Source organism: Subsaxibacter sp. CAU 1640, assembly GCF_023156585.1.
Taxonomy (GTDB): Bacteria; Bacteroidota; Bacteroidia; order Flavobacteriales; family Flavobacteriaceae; genus JBPOFM01.
Genome location: NZ_JALNMI010000003.1, coordinates 113,717 through 136,619, shown reverse-complemented (window position 1 = coordinate 136,619; position 22,903 = coordinate 113,717). Strand labels below are relative to the sequence as shown.

Annotated in this window: 22 protein-coding genes; 13 read left to right on the top strand and 9 right to left on the bottom strand. The window is 36.1% G+C overall.

Features of this window, described 5'->3' with window-relative positions; genetic code table 11:
- Nucleotides 1-3: 3 nt before the first annotated feature.
- Both M0G43_RS08160 and M0G43_RS08155 read right to left on the bottom strand, forming a co-directional pair.
- Nucleotides 4-1,938 (bottom strand): DUF3857 domain-containing protein, encoded by a 1,935-nt coding sequence (locus M0G43_RS08160; protein WP_248024961.1) that lies wholly within the window; start codon nucleotides 1,936-1,938, stop codon nucleotides 4-6.
- Entirely contained in the window at nucleotides 1,935-3,821 is a 1,887-nt protein-coding gene (locus tag M0G43_RS08155) for a DUF3857 domain-containing protein (RefSeq protein ID WP_248024959.1), read from the bottom strand. Before M0G43_RS08155 ends, M0G43_RS08160 begins: the two co-directional genes overlap by 4 nt.
- A 90-nt stretch (nucleotides 3,822-3,911) precedes the next feature.
- On the opposite strand from M0G43_RS08155, the gene M0G43_RS08150 reads away from it, so the two are divergent.
- On the top strand, nucleotides 3,912-4,973 hold the full coding sequence (locus tag M0G43_RS08150; protein ID WP_248024956.1) for an AMP-binding protein: 1,062 nt from the start codon (nucleotides 3,912-3,914) through the stop codon (nucleotides 4,971-4,973).
- A gap of 3 nt (nucleotides 4,974-4,976) precedes the next feature.
- On the opposite strand, the gene M0G43_RS08145 is transcribed toward M0G43_RS08150, so the two are convergent.
- Together M0G43_RS08145 and M0G43_RS08140 are read right to left on the bottom strand one after the other, a co-directional pair.
- Complete coding sequence (locus tag M0G43_RS08145) at nucleotides 4,977-5,399, bottom strand: DoxX family protein (protein ID WP_248024955.1); 423 nt, start codon at nucleotides 5,397-5,399, stop codon at nucleotides 4,977-4,979.
- 47 nt (nucleotides 5,400-5,446) lie between these two features.
- Nucleotides 5,447-7,090 carry an acyl-CoA carboxylase subunit beta gene (locus M0G43_RS08140; protein WP_248024954.1) on the bottom strand — a complete coding sequence of 548 codons (1,644 nt, stop codon included), beginning with the start codon at nucleotides 7,088-7,090 and terminating at the stop codon, nucleotides 5,447-5,449.
- Between the two features lie 153 nt (nucleotides 7,091-7,243).
- Here M0G43_RS08140 and M0G43_RS08135 point away from each other — a divergent pair, with 153 nt between their 5' ends.
- From M0G43_RS08135 to ettA, 4 genes are all read left to right on the top strand, one after another.
- Nucleotides 7,244-7,771 (top strand): NADPH-dependent FMN reductase, encoded by a 528-nt coding sequence (locus tag M0G43_RS08135; RefSeq protein ID WP_248024953.1) that lies wholly within the window; start codon nucleotides 7,244-7,246, stop codon nucleotides 7,769-7,771.
- On the top strand, nucleotides 7,771-8,061 hold the full coding sequence (locus M0G43_RS08130; protein ID WP_248024952.1) for a GNAT family N-acetyltransferase: 291 nt from the start codon (nucleotides 7,771-7,773) through the stop codon (nucleotides 8,059-8,061). Before M0G43_RS08135 ends, M0G43_RS08130 begins: the two co-directional genes overlap by 1 nt.
- 97 nt (nucleotides 8,062-8,158) lie before the next feature.
- Entirely contained in the window at nucleotides 8,159-8,341 is a 183-nt protein-coding gene (locus tag M0G43_RS08125) for a CAL67264 family membrane protein (protein WP_248024951.1), read from the top strand.
- Between the two features lie 56 nt (nucleotides 8,342-8,397).
- Entirely contained in the window at nucleotides 8,398-10,086 is a 1,689-nt protein-coding gene (gene ettA, locus M0G43_RS08120) for an energy-dependent translational throttle protein EttA (RefSeq protein WP_248024950.1), read from the top strand.
- 61 nt (nucleotides 10,087-10,147) lie between these two features.
- Here ettA and M0G43_RS08115 read toward each other — a convergent pair whose 3' ends face one another.
- On the bottom strand, nucleotides 10,148-10,372 hold the full coding sequence (locus tag M0G43_RS08115) for a hypothetical protein (RefSeq protein ID WP_248024948.1): 225 nt from the start codon (nucleotides 10,370-10,372) through the stop codon (nucleotides 10,148-10,150).
- 123 nt (nucleotides 10,373-10,495) lie between these two features.
- The gene (locus M0G43_RS08110) at nucleotides 10,496-11,284 is read right to left on the bottom strand and encodes an MBL fold metallo-hydrolase (protein ID WP_248024947.1); all 789 of its coding nucleotides are present in this window, start codon (nucleotides 11,282-11,284) and stop codon (nucleotides 10,496-10,498) included.
- 179 nt (nucleotides 11,285-11,463) lie between these two features.
- Here M0G43_RS08110 and M0G43_RS08105 point away from each other — a divergent pair, with 179 nt between their 5' ends.
- From M0G43_RS08105 to M0G43_RS08075, 7 genes are all read left to right on the top strand, one after another.
- Nucleotides 11,464-12,810 carry a microtubule-binding protein gene (locus tag M0G43_RS08105; protein ID WP_248024946.1) on the top strand — a complete coding sequence of 449 codons (1,347 nt, stop codon included), beginning with the start codon at nucleotides 11,464-11,466 and terminating at the stop codon, nucleotides 12,808-12,810.
- 119 nt (nucleotides 12,811-12,929) lie between these two features.
- Complete coding sequence (locus tag M0G43_RS08100) at nucleotides 12,930-13,970, top strand: hypothetical protein (RefSeq protein WP_248024945.1); 1,041 nt, start codon at nucleotides 12,930-12,932, stop codon at nucleotides 13,968-13,970.
- Nucleotides 13,971-14,043: 73 nt separating this feature from the next.
- Entirely contained in the window at nucleotides 14,044-16,008 is a 1,965-nt protein-coding gene (locus M0G43_RS08095; protein ID WP_248024944.1) for an AAA family ATPase, read from the top strand.
- Nucleotides 15,998-16,594 (top strand): NUDIX domain-containing protein, encoded by a 597-nt coding sequence (locus tag M0G43_RS08090; protein ID WP_248024943.1) that lies wholly within the window; start codon nucleotides 15,998-16,000, stop codon nucleotides 16,592-16,594. The genes M0G43_RS08095 and M0G43_RS08090 overlap by 11 nt, the downstream gene beginning before the upstream one ends.
- Nucleotides 16,587-17,822, top strand: a complete 1,236-nt coding sequence (locus M0G43_RS08085) for a DUF6638 family protein (protein ID WP_248024942.1) — start codon at nucleotides 16,587-16,589, stop codon at nucleotides 17,820-17,822. The genes M0G43_RS08090 and M0G43_RS08085 overlap by 8 nt, the downstream gene beginning before the upstream one ends.
- Nucleotides 17,823-17,871: 49 nt before the next feature.
- The gene (locus tag M0G43_RS08080; protein WP_248024941.1) at nucleotides 17,872-18,390 is read left to right on the top strand and encodes a hypothetical protein; all 519 of its coding nucleotides are present in this window, start codon (nucleotides 17,872-17,874) and stop codon (nucleotides 18,388-18,390) included.
- A 48-nt stretch (nucleotides 18,391-18,438) separates the two neighbouring features.
- On the top strand, nucleotides 18,439-20,133 hold the full coding sequence (locus M0G43_RS08075) for a hypothetical protein (protein ID WP_248024939.1): 1,695 nt from the start codon (nucleotides 18,439-18,441) through the stop codon (nucleotides 20,131-20,133).
- A 1-nt stretch (nucleotide 20,134) separates the two neighbouring features.
- Here M0G43_RS08075 and M0G43_RS08070 read toward each other — a convergent pair whose 3' ends face one another.
- From M0G43_RS08070 to M0G43_RS08060, 3 genes are read right to left on the bottom strand one after another with little or no spacing between them, the layout of a single operon-like run.
- Complete coding sequence (locus M0G43_RS08070) at nucleotides 20,135-20,596, bottom strand: GNAT family N-acetyltransferase (RefSeq protein ID WP_248024938.1); 462 nt, start codon at nucleotides 20,594-20,596, stop codon at nucleotides 20,135-20,137.
- 4 nt (nucleotides 20,597-20,600) lie between these two features.
- On the bottom strand, nucleotides 20,601-20,891 hold the full coding sequence (locus M0G43_RS08065; RefSeq protein WP_248024937.1) for a hypothetical protein: 291 nt from the start codon (nucleotides 20,889-20,891) through the stop codon (nucleotides 20,601-20,603).
- On the bottom strand, nucleotides 20,878-21,912 hold the full coding sequence (locus tag M0G43_RS08060; protein ID WP_248024936.1) for a formimidoylglutamase: 1,035 nt from the start codon (nucleotides 21,910-21,912) through the stop codon (nucleotides 20,878-20,880). The genes M0G43_RS08065 and M0G43_RS08060 overlap by 14 nt, the downstream gene beginning before the upstream one ends.
- A 106-nt stretch (nucleotides 21,913-22,018) precedes the next feature.
- Here M0G43_RS08060 and M0G43_RS08055 point away from each other — a divergent pair, with 106 nt between their 5' ends.
- Nucleotides 22,019-22,903: a chromosome partitioning protein ParA gene (locus M0G43_RS08055; RefSeq protein ID WP_248024935.1), complete on the top strand. Its 885-nt coding sequence runs from the start codon at nucleotides 22,019-22,021 to the stop codon at nucleotides 22,901-22,903.

The following is a 22,903-nucleotide window of genomic DNA, read 5'->3' as shown; positions in this document are numbered from 1 at the left end:
AATTTATTTTGCTTTAAATAGGATGGAGGCCTTGTTGAAATCTGAAGCAGCATTGATGACGCTTCTAAATTCTTCGTATCTGTTCAAAGAATATTCATTCGTTTTATAAAACTCCTGAATGGTAACGATGACCTTATTACCTTCCAATTTGTAGCTCGATTCAAACTTGCATAGCTTTTCTCCTGTAGAATCAGATTTATAGCTTTTATCAATATTCAAACTGCTTAAGCCTTCAACCGTATAACCTTCAGGTATATCGACTGTGATGGTGTAGTCGTATTGATTAGGATACGTCATCTCAATAGGGTTTACACGTTCTTTTTCCTGATACAATTCACTTTGTGTGCCAATCACTCTTCCTATTTGAAATAAATAACTGTCGCCAGCATCTTCAATGATAGATTCTGAAGTGATGGTACTATTGGTAATAAAAGGCACATTATATTCAGATTGATTCATCTCTGTATTTTCGGCATCATAGCTTTCAACTACTTTGTCCTCAATGCCTGAACCAGTAAGATAATCTTTATATTCTTTGATGGATTGGTCCGTAGACAAATTCATTATGGCTCTACTTGTAACTGCCCAATGACCTGTCTGTTCTTGATGTTGTTTCAAGGTTGCGCTTTCAAAATCATCATTGAAAGTAATATCAACCTTACGTCTGATAGTACTGTAATTAGGATCGGACTGAACAATTTTACTGAAATAATGTGAGCCATCCTGCTTTATGAACAAACCATAGCTTCCCAAAATATTGAAAGGAGCCTCACCAACTCTATACTCAATTCTATCAGGAGCAATGTATTTTTCTTCCTCTGGCAGATAAATCAGAAAATCTCTCAACATATTCGGAATGAAAAAATCAGGATCGAATTTATAGGTGAAGCGGTTTGAAGTAATCACCAATTCATAAGGAATTTTCAACTCATTGAAATAATTGGTATAGACTTTTAGAATACCAAAATCACTTGCAGATCTGTTTTTAAGAATATAATCTAGGTCTGAAAGTTCAGCATTATTATTTTTTACAACGGTAAAATTTGTTTTGATATAATTGTCCGCCAAAACAGCTTTGTCGTAATTGGTCAAGGCATTTTTGTCTTTCAACATTGCCTCAACATCTTTTTTGGCTTGGCTATTTGTACTGCTTGGAATTATCTTACCACCAACATTGTTCACTACATTGCTCCAAAACATATCTTGTGTAATGTTTTGTCCTTTTGGAAAACATTGATAAACTACAGCAATTTTGTTGGCATTTGGCGTAGAATATTCTTCCTCAATCATCGCTGGAATGTTTTTGATGTCCAAAAGCCTCGAAGCCTTGCCATCTGTAATGACATTTTCAAATTTGGCAGTCGTTCTGTACGCTTTCACAACGGAATTCAAATCACCTGTGATATATAAAAACTGTGCGTTTTTAATGAAGTAATCACTTTGCAATGTTTCACTACCGAACAAATCAGCTTCTTTTTCAACCGTGTACAATACTTCAATTTCAGAATTTTTCTCAACGCCTTCAATGGCGAAAATTTTAAAATCACCATATTCTTCTACATTGTTTACTTCTTTGATATTGTCTTTGTTGAGAAGCGTCACTTTTCCATCAGAATTGATCGTTCTTGCTTTTACATCAATTAGATTTTTGACGTCATACATTGGGATATACACTCGGTTGTGCTCGCCAATTCCTTTTTCGTCATTGACTCTAATGATGGTGTGTGTTGTTTCAAACTGTTTTAAATCTGTAGACAATGCGGCCGATGAATATTCTACAATACTCTTTTTTAAGATAGCTAGTGAATGTTCTTTTGCTTCATCAGCTGAAATGTCGTGCAATTTTGGCTTTTTAGCCCAATCGTAAGATTTATAGTATTGTGAAAAGCAATTAGTGCTAATAAGCAGGAGAACGATGTAAATGGTGTTTTTTATCATTGGTTTTGTTCTAAAATGATACTTTTTTTATAGGCTTTGTTTAAGCTTTTGATGAATTCATTCCAAGATTCAAAATCTTGTTTTTTGATACTTAAAGTGTTGATGTAAATATTCTTATGTTGAATGATAGTATTGTCTTTTTGAGTATAAGTGATTGTGTATCCATAATTTGGATTTTCAAATGACAACGTTTCAGGAATAAAACTAGCGTGATAACCTTCCGGAATTGTCAAAGTTGTGACATAGTTCTTTGTGTAGGTATGATCAATTTTCTTGTCATACTTTTTGTCCTCAATATCAATTTTACTTTTTGAAAGCACTCTGTCGATATCCAAATTTATGAAAAGTTTATTACCAACTTTTTTGACATAACTATCTATTTCCAAATCAAATGAAAGCTCCAAAGCCTCATTTTTATTGTCAAAATTCTCCTTTTTAATATTGTTGTAATTGGTTTTGTTGTTGCCAAGAGCGAGCGTTGTGTTCAGGAATTCTTCATCAGATTTTGAATCTCGTTTGTAAAGATAATCTGTGATGAAATCTACCTTTTCATATCCTGTAAGCAAACGCTTTTCATTGACCTTGAACATATGGTCCTCAATGGTGATGGTACTTGTGACATCCGCAACGCTCTTATCGGCCTTTTGAACAGGAACCGTAATCAATCTGTAGGTGTTTTCGTCAATTCCCAAAAGAGCTTCTTTGGTCTGCGTAAATGAACTTGGCATACCAAACGGAACATAACTATCGGTTCCATCCAAAAAAATGGTTTCACCATCAATAATTGCTGTTGTAATCATATGATTATCAACCATAGGCGTTGGAACGTCTTTATAGCTGTACGGTCTGTCTCGAGTGCCAATCCACGTTCTATAAGCTTCAATTCCAACGTGGTTGAGCATTTCATAGAGCAAATTTGCCATATCCTTACAGTCACCATAACGTTTATCACAGACACTTGCCGCACCACGTGGAATAAATCCGCCAAGGCCATCCTCAAAAGCAACGTAATTGATATTGTTTTGAACCCAATCAAAAATAGCTTCTGCTTTTTGCTTTTTAGTTTGAAGGTTTTTAGTGATGTCGTCAGCAATTTTATATACTTTCTCAAGGTCATTATTGTCAATTTGATTGACCAAGGAAGCGTACCATTTGTACAAATCATTCACATCGTTCAGAACATTGATGGTTTCACCCTTGTATTCATAACTTTTAACATATACTATTATGTGTGGCATAAAATATAAAACAGATTCACCATCGTCTTCACTTTGAAACCCCTTGACGTTGCTGGCTGTCCAGGTGTAAGTGGTAGTATTCTTTTTAGTTTCCTGTTTGAAATCCAAAGCGATATCTTTTGTATTGAAATCTACATAACCAATTGAGACATTTGTTGGGAATTCGATAGACAATTGAGCGCTTTTAGTAGGTACAAAGGTTCCAAATCGAAACAATCCCAAAAAATGAGGATCTTTGATGACTTCTTTATAATTCAAATTGGTAATGGCACCTTTGGTAACGGCTGGAAAAGTAAAAATCTTTGATTCTTGGTCGCTGTAAAAAATGCCATTATCAAACTCTCGCTTGGTTTCAATATAATCTACTTTAACATTGCTATCGCGTTCTGGCAAATATGTGTAAGCGTCTATATCTTCAATAGAAGAAAAGCTGTCAAAATGCATAGCTTCATTGGCAAAATAGAGTTTCTTCGCGGTTAAATATTCCGCTTGTTCAGACACTTGCTTGGTAATGTCGAAAGTTTGTTTTGATAAACCTATTTTGATATGTTCGTGACGCTTCAAATAAATATAATCTTCATCAGAAAAATCTTGAGCTTGAAGCAAAAAGGGCATAACGAAAAGAATAAATAACAGGTTTTTCATATATCAAGGCATTATTTTCAAATATATAGATATTTATCAGAAAAAAAATTTTAAATATTTTAGTTTTGTGTATCCAATACCATACCAATTATGACACCTTCTTTTGATAAAATTCATAATAAATTCAAGCTCAATGGTAACAAATATGACCATCATCAGCTAAAGGAAGTTGCTTATAGTTTGATTAAAGAAGGTGAGCCTTACGAAAAAATTACTGGTGATTTTTTGCTCGATTGGCTTGATGATAATGATTTTGTTAGAGTTCACACTTCTGGTTCTACAGGAAAGCCTAAAATAATGAAATTAAGCAAACAAGCAATGGTTAACTCAAGCATTGCTACAGGCAATTATCTTAAATTAAAATCAGGAAATACCGCTTTGCATTGTTTACCAAATAACTACATTGCTGGTAAAATGATGCTTGTAAGAGCTATGATTCTCGGTCTGGAAATGGATTTGGTAGAACCAACGTCCCAACCGATTTTTGACTACGATAAGACCTATCATTTTACGGCGATGCTTCCTATGCAATTAGAATCAACTTTATCATATCTGCACAATGTTAAGACCATCATTGTTGGAGGCTCATCCGTATCAAAACATTTAATTGATTTAACACAATCTGTCAAGGCAAAAGTTTATGCCACTTATGGAATGACAGAAACGGCTTCACACATTGCGTTGAAACCTTTGAACAATAAGTCGAGAGAACCATACTTTAAGGTTTTGCCCAAAGTTTCAATTTCTCAAGATGAACGTGGTTGTCTGGTAATTTATGCTCCTAAAGTTGCCAAAGAAAAAGTCGTTACCAACGATTTGGTAGAGTTACATTCTGAAACAGAGTTTGAATGGCTTGGACGAATCGATAATGTCATTAATTCGGGAGGTGTCAAATTATTTCCAGAACAAATAGAGGAGAAGCTCAAAGGAAAGCTACCATACCAATTTTTTATTGCCTCTGAACCTGATAAAATTTTAGGAGAACGATTGGTAATGGTAATTGAAAGCAGCATTAATACGGTCGATAAAAAAAATTTCAAAGTTTTGGATAAGTATGAAACACCCAAAAAAATATACAATGTTAAGCAGTTTAAAATGACTCCAACTGGGAAGATAAAAAGATTGGAAACTCTTAAAATGATAAAAGACTAGGCTCTACTGCTGCATTTTAAAATAGTAATCTGCTGAATGTTTTCCTGAACCATAAAACAGAAAAAAAACACAGACTAATAGGGTTAAAGTAGCTACTAGTAAATTGGTGCCGTTCATTTCACCTAAAAAGTTGATGAGAATGGCTCCAACAAGAATTGGTATTTGAGCAATAATGGCCCATCGTGTCAAAAGACCAAAAGCAATCAAAATCCCACCGATGAAATGCGCTGGCATAACGTAGTGTAACCATATCATTCCACCAGGTATGTTCTTTATTGGTTCAAACATTTGAATCAGCGCAGGCATATGATTCAAAAAGTGTATGCCTTTAATAAAGAGAAAAACACCCAAGGCAAATCTTAAAAGGTCGAGAGGGTAATATGTATGGGCGTTAGCCCACTTGTTTAATGTTTTTATGGTTCCCATGGCTAAATGTGTTGAAATTCAACCATTAAGATACAAAAAAATAAACATTAAACCTGCAGCACACCCATATTAAATTGTTTTTCAACTGGAGCATGATTCGCAGCTTCTATGCCCATACTTATCCAAGTACGTGTATCCAATGGGTCAATAATAGCATCAGTCCATAGTCTTGCAGCTGCGTAATATGGCGATACTTGCTCATCATATCTATCTTTTATTTTTTTGAAAAGCGCTTCTTCCTGTTCAGGAGTAATGGTTTCACCTTTCTTTTTTAAGGATGCTGTTTCAATTTGCAATAGCACTTTAGCAGCAGAATTTCCGCTCATTACAGCCAATTCTGCACTTGGCCAGGCTACAATTAACCTTGGATCATAAGCTTTACCGCACATCGCATAATTCCCAGCTCCATAGCTGTTCCCGATTACAATTGTAAATTTTGGAACCACCGAATTGGAAACTGCATTGACCATTTTGGCACCATCTTTTATAATACCTGAATGCTCACTCTTGCTTCCAACCATAAAACCGGTGACATCTTGTAAAAACACTAAAGGAATTTTCTTCTGATTGCAATTTGCAATAAATCTTGTTGCTTTGTCCGCTGAATCATTGTAAATGACACCTCCAAACTGCATTTCACTTGATTTGGTTTTAGCGCCAGTAGTCTTTACAATTTGTCTTTGGTTGGCCACGATTCCCACAGCCCAGCCATCAATCCTAGCGTAACAAGTGATGATGGTTTTTCCATAACCAGCTTTGTATTCATCAAATTCTGAATTGTCAACCAATCTTTTGATGATTTCATACATATCATATTGGTCAGCCCTATTTCGAGGGAGAATTCCATAAATATCATCTTGATTTTCCTTTGGTTTTATTGACTTGGCTCTGTTAAACCCTGCTTTATCGTAGTCACCAATTTTATCGATCAGATTTTTAATAGTGTCAAGAGCATCTTTGTCATCTTTGGCTTTGTAATCCGTAACTCCAGAAATTTCAGAATGAGTTGTAGCTCCTCCTAAAGTTTCATTGTCAATACTTTCTCCTATGGCTGCTTTTACCAAGTAGCTTCCTGCCAAAAAAATACTTCCAGTTTTTTCAACAATTATAGCCTCGTCGCTCATAATTGGCAAATAAGCTCCACCTGCTACGCAGCTACCCATTATTGCTGCTATTTGGGTAATGCCCATGCTGCTCATAATAGCGTTGTTTCTGAAAATTCGCCCGAAATGTTCTTTATCTGGAAAAATTTCATCTTGCATGGGCAGATACACACCAGCCGAATCCACTAAATAAATGATTGGCAACTTGTTTTCGATAGCTATTTCCTGTGCACGCAGATTTTTCTTGCCAGTAATGGGAAACCAAGCGCCAGCTTTTACAGTGGCATCATTGGCAACCACTATGCACTGCTTTCCTTTGATATAACCTATTTTCACTACCACGCCTCCAGAAGGGCATCCTCCGTGGGCTTCATACATTCCTTCCGCAGCAAAAGCTCCAATCTCAATCGTTTTCGATTTAGCATCAAAAAGATAGTTGACGCGTTCTCTTGCAGTCATTTTACCTTTTTCATGATGCTTATCAATGCTTTTCTGTCCACCGCCAAGTTTTACTTTCGCCAAGCGTTGTTTTAAATCTGATACCAAAAGTTTATTGTGATCTTCGTTTTTGTTGAAGTTTAAATCCATTACTTTTCATTTAGTTTGGGCTAAAATACAAACTAAATATGGTTTTGTAAAAAGTACACGTGTTAACAAAACAAGCATTTACAAATCCACGTGTTTTTTCAGAAAATTATAATTATTGATGTAACTTGTGATAAAAATTTATGAAAATATAATATGAAAAAAATAATTGCATTCGCTGGTAGTACAAGTTCCACATCTATCAATAAACAATTGGTAATATATACCGCAAGTTTGCTTCAAAATGTTGAAACAAAAATTTTGGATTTGAATGATTATCCGTTGCCAGTATTCAGTGTGGACCTTGAAAAGAACGGTTTTCCAATAGAAGTTTCAATGTTTTTGGATCAATTGAAAAAAGCGGATGGTTTTATTGTTTCTTTAGCAGAACATAATGGGAATGTCACTGCTGCCTTTAAGAATCTTTTGGATTGGACGTCTCGTATGGAATTAAAAATGTTTTTTGAAAAACCTATGCTATTGATGTCAACGTGTAATGGTGCTAGAGCCGCAAAATTGGCTTTTGAGTATGGTCAAATGCGTTTTCCAAGGCATGGTGCCAACATCGTGTCAACCTTTTCTTTGCCAGAGTTCAAAGACAATTTTTCGGACGGAAAAGTTGTCAATGAAGTACTTAATGACGAACTTAAAGAAGCTATTAACTCATTTCAAAACTCACTCTAATGGATGTTGAGGTAAAGCATCGCAGCACTGGCAAAAAAGGCTCATTTTATGTTGAAATTGAAGGCGAGCAAGAAGCTGAAATGACCTATACACACGCTGGGTCCGATAAAATCATTATTGATCATACCGAGGTTGGTGAGCAACTGAAAGGCCAGGGTGTTGGATATCAATTGTTGGACGCAACTGTTGATTTTATGAGGAAAAACAATTTGAAAGCAATTCCATTATGTCCATTTGCAAAAGCTGTTTTTGATAAAAAAGCTGATGACTATGCTGATGTAAGGGCATAAAAATTATTATGCTTATAATGTTCAATAATTTGAATACCTCAGAGTTGTTTTAATATTTCGAAAAACACGATATTTGTAGTCCAAAAAATGAATAACTATGGCGATGAACAAAAATACAGTGCTGGCTTGGGCTACCACTTTAATGATCATAATGGGGGTTGTTTTAATATTAATGGGTGCTTACCGTTACGATGATGTGGCTGGTTGGGGATTTGCAACAGTGGGCTTTGGCTTTTTTGCCATAGCTTGGGTTTTCAATGCCTTGAAAGGTCGTGTTTAATTGAGTCTCAAAGGCTAACACTTATTCAAAATCAAAATCTACAATCATAAATAATTATGTCTGACGATAAAAAAGTAATCTTTTCAATGAGAGGTCTCACGAAGACCTTTAAAGGTGCAGATGCACCTGTTTTAAAAAATATTCACTTGAGCTTCTTTTATGGAGCCAAAATTGGTATTCTCGGACTCAATGGTTCAGGAAAATCTACCCTTCTAAAAATCATTGCTGGTATCGATAAAAATTACCAAGGTGATGTGACGTTTCTTCAGGATTATTCGGTTGGATATTTGGAGCAAGAGCCTCAATTGGACGATAACAAAACGGTAATGGAGGTAGTTCGAGAAGGTGCTGCTGAAACGGTTGCCATTCTTGATGAATACAATAAAATCAACGATATGTTTGGTTTGGAAGAAGTGTATTCTGACCCAGACAAGATGCAAAAGTTGATGGACAGACAAGCTGCGCTTCAAGATAAAATTGATGCCTCTAACGCTTGGGAACTGGACACAAAATTGGAAATCGCGATGGATGCTTTGCGTACACCAGACGGAGATAAAAAGATTTCAGTGCTTTCAGGTGGTGAACGTCGCCGCGTGGCACTCTGTAGATTATTGTTACAAGAGCCAGATGTGTTGCTTCTCGATGAGCCTACCAACCACTTGGATGCGGAATCGGTGCATTGGTTAGAGCAGCATTTGTCACAATATAAAGGAACCATTATCGCAGTAACGCACGATAGATATTTCTTGGATAATGTTGCCGGATGGATTCTTGAATTGGATAGAGGTGAAGGCATTCCTTGGAAAGGAAATTATTCGTCTTGGTTAGACCAGAAATCAAAACGATTGGCGCAAGAGAGCAAAACGGCTTCCAAACGTCAAAAAACATTGGAACGTGAGCTTGAGTGGGTGAGACAAGGTGCAAAAGGTCGTCAAACCAAACAAAAGGCACGTTTGAACAATTATGATAAATTGTTAAGCCAAGACCAAAAACAATTAGACGAAAAGTTGGAAATCTATATTCCAAACGGTCCGAGGTTAGGAACAAATGTCATTGAAGCCGTCGGAGTAAGTAAAGGTTACGATGATAAACTGCTTTATGAAAACTTGAATTTCAAACTACCTCAAGCCGGAATCGTTGGTGTGATAGGTCCGAATGGCGCTGGTAAAACCACTATTTTTAGGATGATAATGGGTGAACAATCGCCAGATAAAGGAGAGTTTATTGTTGGTGATACTGCCAAGATTGCCTATGTCGATCAAAGCCATTCTAATATTGATCCAGAAAAATCAATTTGGCAGAACTTTAGTGATGAACAGGAATTGGTTTTGATGGGAGGAAAGCAGGTGAATTCTCGTGCTTATTTAAGTCGATTTAATTTCAGTGGAAGCGAGCAAAACAAGAAAGTAAAATTGCTTTCTGGTGGAGAAAGAAACCGTTTGCATTTGGCAATGACGCTGAAAGAAGAAGGTAACGTATTGCTTTTAGATGAGCCTACCAATGATTTAGATGTGAACACTTTAAGGGCTCTGGAAGAAGGTCTTGAAAACTTTGCTGGCTGCGCTGTGGTCATTAGTCACGACAGATGGTTTTTAGATAGAATCTGTACGCACATTTTGGCATTTGAAGGTAATTCTGAAGTTTATTTCTTTGAAGGTAGTTTCAGTGACTATGAAGAAAATAGGAAAAAACGTCTAGGAGATGTAGCTCCGAAACGTATCAAGTATAAGAAACTGGTGAGATAATCGATTGCAATAAAAAAGGGCTAAATTCAATTTAGCCCTTTTTTTATTTTATGGTTATAATTTATTTGTTGTCGTAGAGATGTCCATCCGTGAAATCCTTATAGCTTTCATCAACATCTGCTTTAAAAGCATCAGATTCCAATAAACGCTTATTTTCAGCTTTTAATTTGTACATTTTTATGATAGCAATGACTATAAAAATAAGAAATATCGCAGCAGTAATGATAAGAACTATTGTCAGCTGCATTGTACTGACCATAAGGTTTAGGTTAGTTATATTAAGCATGACTTAATTTTTTATAATTGATTTGGACTCCAAATATACACTTTTAATTGTTTCAGTAACTATTTCATATTAAAAAAGTTATGAAGAATTGCGCATTTCGTCGAATATTTTTATAGTATAAATCTATTCGTACCAATCTAATTGTACCACTTCAATATCAGGATTTTCACTGGTTACAATCGACTTAAATTTATCAACATCGCTCAAACCTTCAGTTCCTCTATAATGATATGGATAAACTTTCTTTGGCTTGAATTCCAAAACAGCACTTGCAGCACTTTCCACAGTCATAGTATAAGGCAAATTCATACAAACAAACGCAACATCAATATCCTTTAAATTCCTCATTTCAGGAATATCTTCTGTATCGCCAGAAATATAAATTCGTTCATCACCTAAAGTAATTATGTAGCCATTACCACGTCCTTTTTCGTGAAATTTCAATGCCTCCTTCCTTAAATTGTACATCGGAATTGCTTCAACTTTCAAATCGTCAAAGCTTTTTGACTCACCATTGTTTAAAACAACTGTCTCTTTTGTTTTAAGTTCGGCGGGAAGCTTATCTTTTACGGCTTTAGGAACAATCAAGATAGTATTGGTTAGATCCATTTCATTCAAGGTTGCAGGATCCATATGGTCTCCGTGAATATCTGTCACCAGAACATAACTCGGTTTTTCTTGATCCTTAAATGAACCAATTCCTCCCACAGGGTCAACATAAATAACAGTTTCTTTATATGCCAAAATCATCGTGGCGTGTTCAATTGGGATGATTTCCAAAGAATCTGGCACTGTGGTTTGGTGCATTTCTTCAGCCGTTTCAGAAGCAATTTCAACTGCTTTTTTGGTATTGTCTTTACAAGCAAAAGTCATTATAACGCATAAGACAATTAAAGATTTTGTGATTTTCATAATTTAAAATTTGTAGTTCCTTAAAGATAATCACTTGAAAAGACTTTTCTAAAACTTGTAACATTTTTATAACAAAAACTACCAATAATTTAGTCGTTAATAATTTTTATACTCGTAATTTTTAACGAAATTGCTACGCACATAACATTAGTTCAACACAATTAAATAGACCATAAATTATGTCTGAAGATTTTGATTTGTTAGAAACCAATTCTAACCAGAAAAACGAAAAAGTTGACGTCAATTGGGGAAAAGCCATTGACACTATGAAGTCCAAACTGGCACAGGAAGACGACCCAGAAGTCCGTCAAAAGATTCTTAATGCCACCTTGGATGATGTGGTTGGGATGGCTGAAAAAGACAGAACAACACTTTTAGATGCTGTAAAGGATTTAACAGATTATCAAGATGAAGTTGGTATTCTATTTGAGAAATTCTCTTCACTGAATGCAGATGAGCAACGAGTAATTGATGATGCCCAAAAAGCATTGGATCGTGCCAAAATTGAGTTGGAAGATGCCAGAAACAAACCAGATACTTGGTGGAACAATCTTTGGGGAAGAAAAGCCAAAATTAAAAAGGCAGAAGAAACTTTGAAAGAAGCCGAAAAAGTAAGAGCTGCAGCAGATAATAAGGCCAAAGCGATGTTTCAGGAGCGAATTGAAAAAGCAGATGTTCAAACACTTCTGGGCGAATTATCTTTCAAATCTCAAGCTGCTGTCACACGTTTGAAAAACCGAGAAGTCGAAATCAAAGAAGTTGAAGATAAACTTCAGGATGCCATTGTTGAAGCAACGAAAAATCACACAAAAGCTCTGGAGAAGAAAAAAGAGGTCGAGGCAAAGCTTGAAGAAAACTATGCATTGTTAAAGCAAGCGCGTCAAGAATTGGAGGAAATTGCAGACAAGCAATCGGCAGATTACGCTCAAGCTGTTGGGAAAGTAACAACTTTGGAACAAAAGGTTGAAGAATTGGAAGGTCTTAAGAATGCTTATACAACTTTGGCAGCGTCAAAGGACAGTTTCGTTCATAAACATAATCTAACTATTAAAGTGTTGACATCTTTAAGAAGTAATCTTCAAACGCATCGTGCCAAATTGAAATCGGATACAGAAGAGCGTTTGAAATATTACGACGGTTATGTGGTGGCATTAAAAGCTAGAACAGATCAAGAGTTTGCCGCAATCCTGGAACATTTAGGCGTCAAAACCGATGAGCACATTGGAGAAACCCTTGCAGCTATGCATACGGCTAGTGCCAAAGCGCGTCAGGAAATGATGGACAATATTCCTGTTCACGAAAAAGTGATGCAAGGCGTTTACAGCAGTTATGCTGAAGCGTTGCAGGAAATTCGCAACAAAGATGCTGATATCCAGAAAAACTTTGCAGAGCGTTACGGTATCGATATGAAAGAAATTTTTGAGGACTATTATAAGGCTGATGCTGCAAAGCCAACTGGCGACGGTTCAGGTAAACCTTCTGGTAACACTAAACCTTCGACAGGTCCTGACGATTTGCTTTCATAAGATGGATTCAAACCTCACAGGTTTCGGAAGACCTGTGAGGTTTTTCCATACAATTTGCGTACGCAATTGTCATTCTTGCTTGATATTTCCAAATTCCCGAAGAAAACTTCCTATTTAAAATGATTGTAACACCTTTAGATTCAGCTTATCTCGATTCCAAAGAGCATTATGTATTCTATCATCAAATGGTAGATTTTGCTCTAAAAGAATTGATTGTGAGCGTACAACAACAGGAAATTTGTACTTCAAAGGAGGTGGTTTTTCTCAAGCAATATTGTGATTTGCTTTTGTATTCCATTGAGGCTATGCGTATTAAATATATGTATGACGATGAGGATAATATGAAAGTCGATTTAACGGATTCTGGATTTCCAAACTATTTAGAGTTTCGTTATTTGTTCAACGATTTGTCACTTCGAGAAAATTATATCAGCAAACTCAAGGATGTGAGCGAACTGCAAAATGAATTTCTTGATAGGTTGATGAAAGCGAAGGAACCTGTCAAAAGAAACAAATTATTTCAGGCAGCATCGATCGTCTATTATACTTCAGTTGAGCAAAAATATATCTACAACAGATTTGTGCAAGGAAAAATCATTGATGCACCAGAAGGAACAGGTGTGCAATATATGACTAGCTGGAGTTTTTTTGATGTGGCAAGCAACAGACCTTTTGTCTGCTTTATGTATTTTGATTACAGTGGTCGAGATGCTGTAAAGGATAAGGAAATTATATATGATGTTTTAAAAACGGTTGCTGATAGAGAAATGTCTCTTGATGCAATGGCATACTCCATCGACCGAAAACTTCCAGACATTCATCCAAAACACATCAAACGCATCGATTTGGGACCATTTCATAATGTATTTGCCAAAGATGAAAACATCATTACGCATACCATTTTGGAGAGTATTGGTAAAAAGGAAATAGGTTTGGAATCTTATGTATTGTCATTACAGGTTGATGAAGTTTTTTCAGGTAGCGAATTCAGGGAAGGAGGCTATTTTTCAAAGCAAACACTTCAGAATTGGAGTAAAATCATTCAACAAAAATATGTTTTTGCACCACATCGCATCATTCAATTATTATACAGCAAAACGCCAGAGATTATGAACAGTTTGGCAAAACCGCCTATTCAAATTTCGGAGTTGAAAGTTTGAAATACAGTATGCAGTCGCAGTCACAGTTTTCAGTACTGTCGACTACAAACTGCCAACTGAACACTAAAAAAATATGGAACACAATTCAACATTCCCAATAAAACAATCAGAACTAGATATGCTTCGTGAAGAGGCAACATCTTACTTAAAAAGTGTTCAATGGGAACAAGGCCAACGTGCCAAAAACAGAGATAAAGACGCCAAGGACGAATCAATTTTATTGTATTTGTCTCGCGCCAATAATGGTTCAAATTCGGCTGATATTACGTCGGTTTCCAAGACCATTTTGGAACTGAAAAAACGATTGTTGCCAGAATCCATTGCGATTCCAGTCCTATTAAATCAAACGCTTTATGTAGTTCAAGAAGGCATCACGCTTGGTATTTGGATAAAGGATAGTTATTATGATGCTTCGGGTTTATCCAGTTTGAATGAACGAAAATCGACACTCGATTCAAACGGAAAACGTGAATATGAAAGCAAAATGCACACAGCTACCGCGTTTATGCTTTTTTCAACCGCTTATAATATTCTTCATAATTTAAAAGTAATTGCTTCGGATGATTTAAGCGTTATGAAGCAAAAGTTTGCTGGAATTCCAGAGGTTTCCTTACTGTCTCCACTTAAGGGCATTGCCTGTACATTGTTTTATTACGATAAGTATTTGAGTCATCCAGACATCATCAAAAGTGATAAGGATGTTGTTGATTTTACAGTGGTTTATTTTGAAGCTTTGATTGACGAAATCCAAATGCGCAAAAGCACATTGGAATATCAGGAATCCATTTTGGATAGAACCTACAAGCTTGAAAAAACTGATTTTGCAGTTTCAGGTTGGAACAACGTATTTTCAGGTGCTGCAAAAAGTGTCGAATTCAATAAAATTAGGTTTGAACAAATCGTTGGTAACCGAGATGCAAAACACTTTGCACGTCGATTGACCGAACGTTTGTTGAGTTATGATTTCGCCGCAAAGAAGAATCCGTTTCAGGAACTGGGCGGATTTATGCCTGTGTTTATGGGCTACGGAATTCCAGGAACTGGTAAAAGTATGCTCATTGCAGCAATAGCCACCAAGCTGAAGGAACATTGCGATACGTTGGAAATTCCGTTTTTGTTTCACCCAATGCCAGACACCTTGATTTCGACGTTTCAAGGTGGTTCTGCAGAAAAAATGGTGGAATGGATGAAGCCGTTGCAAGATCCCACAAAATTGATTTTTGCACCTATTGATGATGCCGAAAATAATCTTCAGGAACGAACGGCTCAAGGTGTATCAGCTGGTGTAAAGGAAGTGATAGGTGTCTTTTTGAGATATACCGAAGGTGCTTACGCTGTCAATTATGGTAATAGTTCCATCGGGTTGTTTACAAATTTGCCGGAAATGTTAGATAAGGCGGTAATTTCACGTGTACAAGGCCGCTTTAAAATTGATGGTGCACGTACAGAACACGACTTTTTAGATCAAGATCATCTTTGGTGGCGAAAACTGGATGATACAGTGCCAAATTTCGTCAATATGAAAAACCCAGAAAATTACAGCTACTTGCAAAATCAAGGTTTGGCGAAGAATATGGGTGAAATTTTGAATAAGGTTGATAAGCCTTCCGAAGAGCGTGTCCACGATATTTATGATAGAGTTGAGAAACAGTTCAGTACCAATGAACATCTGTTTTATGCCAATCTTTATAAGTATATGCAAAAGGTGTTTCCATTCTTTTCATCTCGTGATGTGAGAAATATTCAATCGGCAATTTCATTGCGACTTACTGATTTTGATTTGGAAGAAGATTGGTTCAGCAAACCCGAAATTTATTTCAAACAGAATTATGAAACCAAATTCAATATGCTTCAGGAGTTGATGCGTGCCAACATGAAAGGGTTGGATTTTTCTGAAATCAGACGACAAGAAGTGGTGAGATATATTGATAATGTGGCAACCATTGCCGATACCGATTTCAAACGAAAAGTGGAAGCAAGAGTAGACCAACTGAATGTGGAACTGGAAGCGAGAAAGATATTTGAAAATGAACAGTAATTCAGTAAAAAACATCACTAAAAAAGTCCTTTCAAAAGCTTGGGCAACCTTGTATGAGATTGATTATGACTTTCAATTTAAAGATGGTAGTTGGAAAAGGTTGTCAAGAGAAAGTTATGACAGAGGCAATGGTACGTGCATTTTGCTTTACAACACACAAAAATCAACCGTGATTTTGACCAAACAATTTCGAATGCCAGCCTATCATAATGACGAAAAAGATGGAATGTCCATTGAGGTTTGTGCTGGTGCCATTGACAAAAATGAATCTGCCGAAGCTACTGTCATCAGAGAAGCAGAAGAGGAAGTTGGCTATCGCATTCAAAACGTCAAGCACATTATGGAAGCCTACAGTTCGCCAGGAGCCTTGACGGAAAAAATGTATTTTTTTGTTGGTGAATATTCTCAAGATATGAAGGTGAATAGTGGAGGAGGCGTTGCTTCTGAAAATGAAGAAATTGAGGTTCTCGAATTGCCATTTTCAATGGCGCTCAAAATGATAGAAACTGGAGAAATAAAAGATACCAAGACCATCATTTTGCTTCAATATGCTCAAATTCATAGTTTAATGAAATCAAATGGATAAACTAAAGGCAGCCAATTTATATAGAAGTGAACTCATTCCAATCAGTGGAAAGTTGGTGGAGCGTTATAATCAATGTTTGTCGAAACTTGGTTTTGCACCAACTGAATTGACGTCTTTTTCTATCGATGGCATTGGTTGGAGCCCAGAAATTGCTGAAGAAAAGAAGGTCGTCCATTATTTGAACAATGGTGAAGCCAATCCTCACGGCATCATTATTTCTCCCTTACAAAAAGGCAAACCTGTGTACAATCCATTTCATACGTTCGATAGAGATATGATGAAATTGGTTTTTGCTGAATATGGTCAGAAAATCAACGACATCACTCGCGATTGTGCCATCTGTTTGGATTTTGACCAACAGATTGACGCGTTTTATGAGCCTTTGGATGTTTTGAAATATAAAAGCATTACCATTAAGTTTCATTTAATCAATGATTTGGACAAAGTCCAAAAGGAACAAATGGCATTGGTTGATAAATTCAAGCAAGGAAATAATTTCATTGATGAAAAACTACATCAACAATTACTGTCATCAGCAAAAAAATATGGTGATTTGCGCAATCGTGATTTGATATTGAACAATCTGAAATTTCAAACGGATTCTTTTTATACCAAGGCTTTCAATGGCGTGTATTTGTTGAGAGATTTTATTTCGCCCATCGTGGTTTTTGAAGATGAAAAATGGTATAAAGAGGCTATAAAAGATACTGTTCACGAGGTCATTATCTTTCACATTTCGCAACCAGAATTGATGGAAAAACTCCGCGATCACGTCATTATAGAATATGATTTGGAAGATGTTGTGAAGAGTAAACGCTACGAGCGCATCAAAAAATTTATGTTTGCCAAATTGCTGAAGGATACGCAGCATCCCATAATAGATATTTTGAACGATTCCGTGCTATTCAAAAGTTATTTGAATAAACTCGACATCGAATCTCGCAAAAAACTGATGGGAGTGGAGTTGTATCTTGAAAAATTGGAAGTTAGCAATCAATATAAGATCGGAGATATTGTTGATGCCGAATTGTTCAATTCGCTTCAAGAACCGCATTCATCATTGCAAGCAAAGCACCAAGATTTGATTTGGATGTTGTTGGTAAATGTGTCTATGTTGGATGTTCTGCATTTGTATTGGTTTGACAAAGAGCAGTTTTACATCAATTACGAATCTTGGGAGGAATCACTTAAAGAATGGGTGATTGAGGTAATAAGTAACAATATATGATAATTTTAGACTAATTTTATAGGTATTCTAATCTGAAAACTCAAACAAGATGACTTTAGAACTCATAGTATTTATCAGCTCTATTTTATTTGGTGTGTTACTTTATTGGAGAGAATCAACTGGTAATGGTTTGTATCGCTTTTTTAATAAATTGATGTATTCCAAAAAATTGCAGATGTCGCCAAATGACCCAACAGGCTTTCTGTACCAACAAAAATTTATTTTGAGATTGGTGTTCATCACTGCGATTGTATTGGTCGGAATTGTCATTGCCAGATTTTTGATTCCTATTGACATTGCTACGATTTCGGTGTTCGCTTCTGTGATTGTTGGTACGTTGGTAGGAACTTACATTGGTGGATTTGTATTGAAATCTGAAAAAGTCATAGATGCCCAAAGTGAATCATTGGAGGAAAAATTTGATCACGCTATCGAACAAGGAAAGGATTTTATTCAAGATATTACAACGCGTCAGCCCAAAGTTATAGAAGAAGCCGAAAAGGAAATTGAGAAAGATCCAAATCAAAAAAGTGCTCGCGAACGTTTGAAAGACAAAGGGTTGATGTAGTTAATGAAATAACCAATCAACTGTTAACTATCAACCAACTGAAATGTTATGATAAAAAAATATTGGAATAGAGGACGGAAACAAAAGACAATCTCCATCATTGTTGGTTTCATCTTATTGTTATTGTTGTTTTTTCTTCGAGATGATTATCAGCCGTTTTTATTATTCGTTAGAAAATACATCTTCGTCATTTTGTTGGGCGGAATAGTATTGTTTTTTGGATTGAAGGTGTTTAGAAATTCCGCCAGCACAGGGCGACGATTAGGAATTTTAGGTTTGTTGATTGCTTTTTTTGGATTGCTTTATGTAGTGGGTTGGCATTTTAAAATGTACGATTATATGAAGACCTACAACGTCTTCAATCATTTGAATAGAGTTGAAATCAATGAATTGCCGTTAACCCAAAATGAACGAATACAGCCGTTGCAAAACATTTTCTCAATGGCGAATGAATCTGTAGGTGAGACAAAAGATGTGTCTTTGCCACATTTGGTAAGAGTAGATGGCGAGAATAAGTGGACGATGGCCATACAACCATCAGAAAAATATACTTTGCAGCAAATAAGTGATAATACAGAAGAGGTGTTTGCCGTATCGAGTACATCTCCTTTTCCGCGCTTTTCGAGCGAAAACCGAATTCCGGTTGTTTTTTCAATTGGAGAATCATTGAAATTCAGTAGAAATACTTACAATGCTGTCGTTCAACGATTCAATATCTTTCAATTGTTTACTATGGAACCTAGTGATACGTTCTATATGAAAAACGATTCAGGTCAATGGGTTGAAGTGGTCAGTTTGATCAAGTGGAAAGGCTTCTTTTTTCCATATCCCACTTTCGGCGGTGTGATGGTTATTGATAGTGGCGCACACGATTTTAATGATTATGTAGAGCGAGTTTTGATAGGAAAAGGAACTTACATCAGCCCAGAAGAGATGAAAAATCATCCGTTTTTGACAAAGCAAAATACCTTATCTGAAAAAGTTTCTAGGCTACAAGCAGAATCACTGAAGTTTTTGGGAGGTTTCACAGATCCGTTGCCTTGGAAAATGGAAACTGCTGTAAAAATTCCAGATTTGCCAGACGATCAAAACCAGCAACCATTTGTGACTGATTTTGACTTTAACGGAACCAACGTTGGTGCTTATAACGGTTTATACCATTGGTTTGGTTTGGAGCCTATAGGAGATGAGCGCACTAGTTTGACCTACAGTGTTTTTATACCGGCAGATGGTACAGACCAATTGTTTTATTACGACCACGCGGCAAAAAAACAGGGCTACGCTGGCGTTTCGGCAATGCCTTTAAAGATTATAGAATCTCGTAAGGAGTTTGATTGGTCAGTAAACAAACCTGTGGAGTTTAGGCCATATATCAAGGACATTGCAGGTCGTAAGCGTATGTTCTTTTTGGGAACTGTTTCAGCGGTAAGGGATGATTCGTCAAAGTTCGATGGCTCTGCAACTCCAGATCTGGCTTTGGTGGATAGCGAATATCGAGATGTGGTTTGGATTGACGTCAAACATCCAAGTCAGTGGGATAAATCTGTTTATGACCAACTCAATGAAGCGTGGCGTGCCAGTGAAGGCATCGGTTATTATTATGTTGAGGAAACAAAGGATATTGATGTAATGCAGCAATCTATGGATTCCATCAACAGCATACCAAAAGTCAATAAAAATGCTGATGAAATTGAGAAATTGCAGCGTCAAATAGATTCATTGAAATCGAATGGAAATAATTAAGTTAAGACAAATCCAAAACCATCTTGATATTACTTCGTTTATAAGGTGAGTTTTCTTCGACTGGAATTTCCTTGAAACCAAACTTTCGATAAATATAGATGGCGTTCTCGAGTTTCGTATTTGAGTAGAGCATCAATCCATTCCAATTCTTTTGCTTGGCAAAATCAATACAATGTTGCATCAATTTTTGACCTATTTGATGCCCACGTTTTTCTGGAGACACAGCCATTTTGGTCAATTCAAATATCTTGGGATCTTTTGTTGGCATCAATGCAACCGTTCCGACAATCTCATTCTCGAGTTTTGCAAAGAATATACTTCCACCTTTATCAACAATATAGATTTCAGGCTTGCTCAATACTTCTTCATCAAACGGCTCAACATAAAAATAGGTCTGCAACCATTCGATATTTAAATCATAGAAATCTTTGGAGTATAAGCTATTGAATGAAACAATTTCCATAGTCTCAAAACGAAGTATAGCCCATTATCACAGCTGTGAACAATGAAAAAAACAATGTTAGCATTGAAAGTGTTCTGCTTTGGGTTTTCTTAATCATAAAGCGGTAAACTACTATCAACGGTACTATGCTTCCAATAATAATCATTGGAAAAGTCAAAATGTCAATCATCTTCAATAACACCTCATTATCCCAATTGTTGACGTGAACATAGTTTGTAAATAAAATAAATAACAAGACGATTACGCTGCCCAAAAACAGCCAAAGATCTTTTCTGTATTCTTTATTTTGTTCCATTTGTTGATTGTTTAGCTCTTATAAAGTCAGTAATCAAATAAGTTACAAGCTTACCAACACGCGTTTCAGATTCTGGATTAGGAGCCGCTTCGCAAATGTGAATGTACTTCGCTTTTTCAAGTCTTGAAAAATGATTCACAAAACTTCTAGCCTTCTTAACACTATAACCACTTGGCGTCATCGCACTGCTCGGAATATTCTTGATGGCATCACAATCTATTTCAATGCCAAAAGGTTTTGAGGACACAAACTCTGATGCTCTGTCCAATTCAGATTTGAAGGAGCTTTCATTTCTTATGGAAATAGCTTCAAATGTATTGTATTTTATGGCTTTGAACTTATTCAACGTTTTAAAAATAATGTCCGGTGTATAGTTCTCGTGCAAACCAAAAATGAAATAGTTCTTCAAAAATCCTTCGGCGTAAGCGTAACTAAATCCGTTGCCGCTGTGTCTGCCTTCTTCACGTCTAAAATCGGAATGGGCATCAAAATTAACTACATTAATAGGCTTTTTCAATGCCAAAGCAGTCCCTTTAATATTGCCGTAAGAATTGTTATGACCACCTCCTATAACAATTGGTATTTTGCCAGCACTTACAATTTGTTGTACCAAATGTGTGACATAAGTATCAATTTTAGCAACTTTTTTTCGGGCTTTACTGATGTCCTTTTTATTGCTTTGGTCATAAGATTTTACCTTTTCCATCTCTTTTGAAAAGTCCAAATGACCAAGAATCAGAACTTTATTTGCGTTGGTAAACGAGTTACTCTGAATATTTAACAAAACTTTTAGAGTTGCCTCCCAAGCCCTTGCTGTGCCTGCGTTTCCGTAGTTTGCAAAGACTCCAATATCTTCTTTTATTCCGAATATAACATACTCAACGTCCAAATTTGTTAACAAATCGTATATATTGGTGAAGTCAGTAACTAACTGTACGTGTTCTCCAAATTTGGATTCATTGATTCGGTTTTTTAGAAGTGATTTTAAATCATCTTCAGTAAAAAGAGTAAGTTTATCCATCGAGGAATTTGATTAGCTTTGCGATCATAAAAATACAGTGAATTGTAACCAACTTCAAAAAAATTAGATTAAAAAAAACCATTTTAAAACTAAAAAGAAACAACTTATGGAAAATAATGGAAACAGTAAAAGTACAGGTTTAAAAGTCGCATTGGGTATATTACTAGTGTTATTTTTAGGTACTGGGTTCTATACCTCTAAACTTTACAACGAGAAAAAAGAAACCGAAGCGACACTTGTGAAAGAAAAACAACAAGTGATGACCGATTTGAACAATATGGCAAAGCAATACGATATTGTTATTGGAGAAAATGAAACTGCTAATCAAAACTTGGTGGAGGCAAGAGCACGTATCCAAGGCTTGATGGATTCATTGAAAGTATCTCAAAATAGTGTGGCTAGCTTGTGGCAGTATAAAAAGAAATATTTGTCATTACAAGAAGAAATGAATGTGTTGTTGACTGAAAACGACAAACTGAAAATTGAAAATTCGTTATTGGCAACGTCATTGGATAGTACAAACGTCAAATTGGCCGAACGTACAATGTTTACCGATTCTTTGTTGATTCAAAATACAGAGATTTCAAATGTACTTGAAAATGCTGCGGTTCTTCAAACTGTAGGATTGAAAGCTTTTGGTGTAATTGAGAGAAGTTCAGGGAAACTGATTCCTACTGAAAGAGCTAGTAGAAGTGATAAAATTAGAGTATGCTATACAGTTGCTAAAAATTCACTTGTAGGTGCTGGTGATAAAGAATTATATGTACAGGTTACTGATTCTAAAGGAAACATTTTAGGTGCTAATGAGCAAATTACTGTTGGTTCTGAATCTGTGAACTATAGTTTGGTAAGCAAATTTAACTACGAAAACAGAAGTTTGAATATTTGTGAATTTGTATCTCCTAGTGGCGATTTTGCTGAAGGACGTTATGTTGTAAATGTTTATAACTCTAAAGAATTGGTTTCTACAACCGAATTCACGTTGAAATAA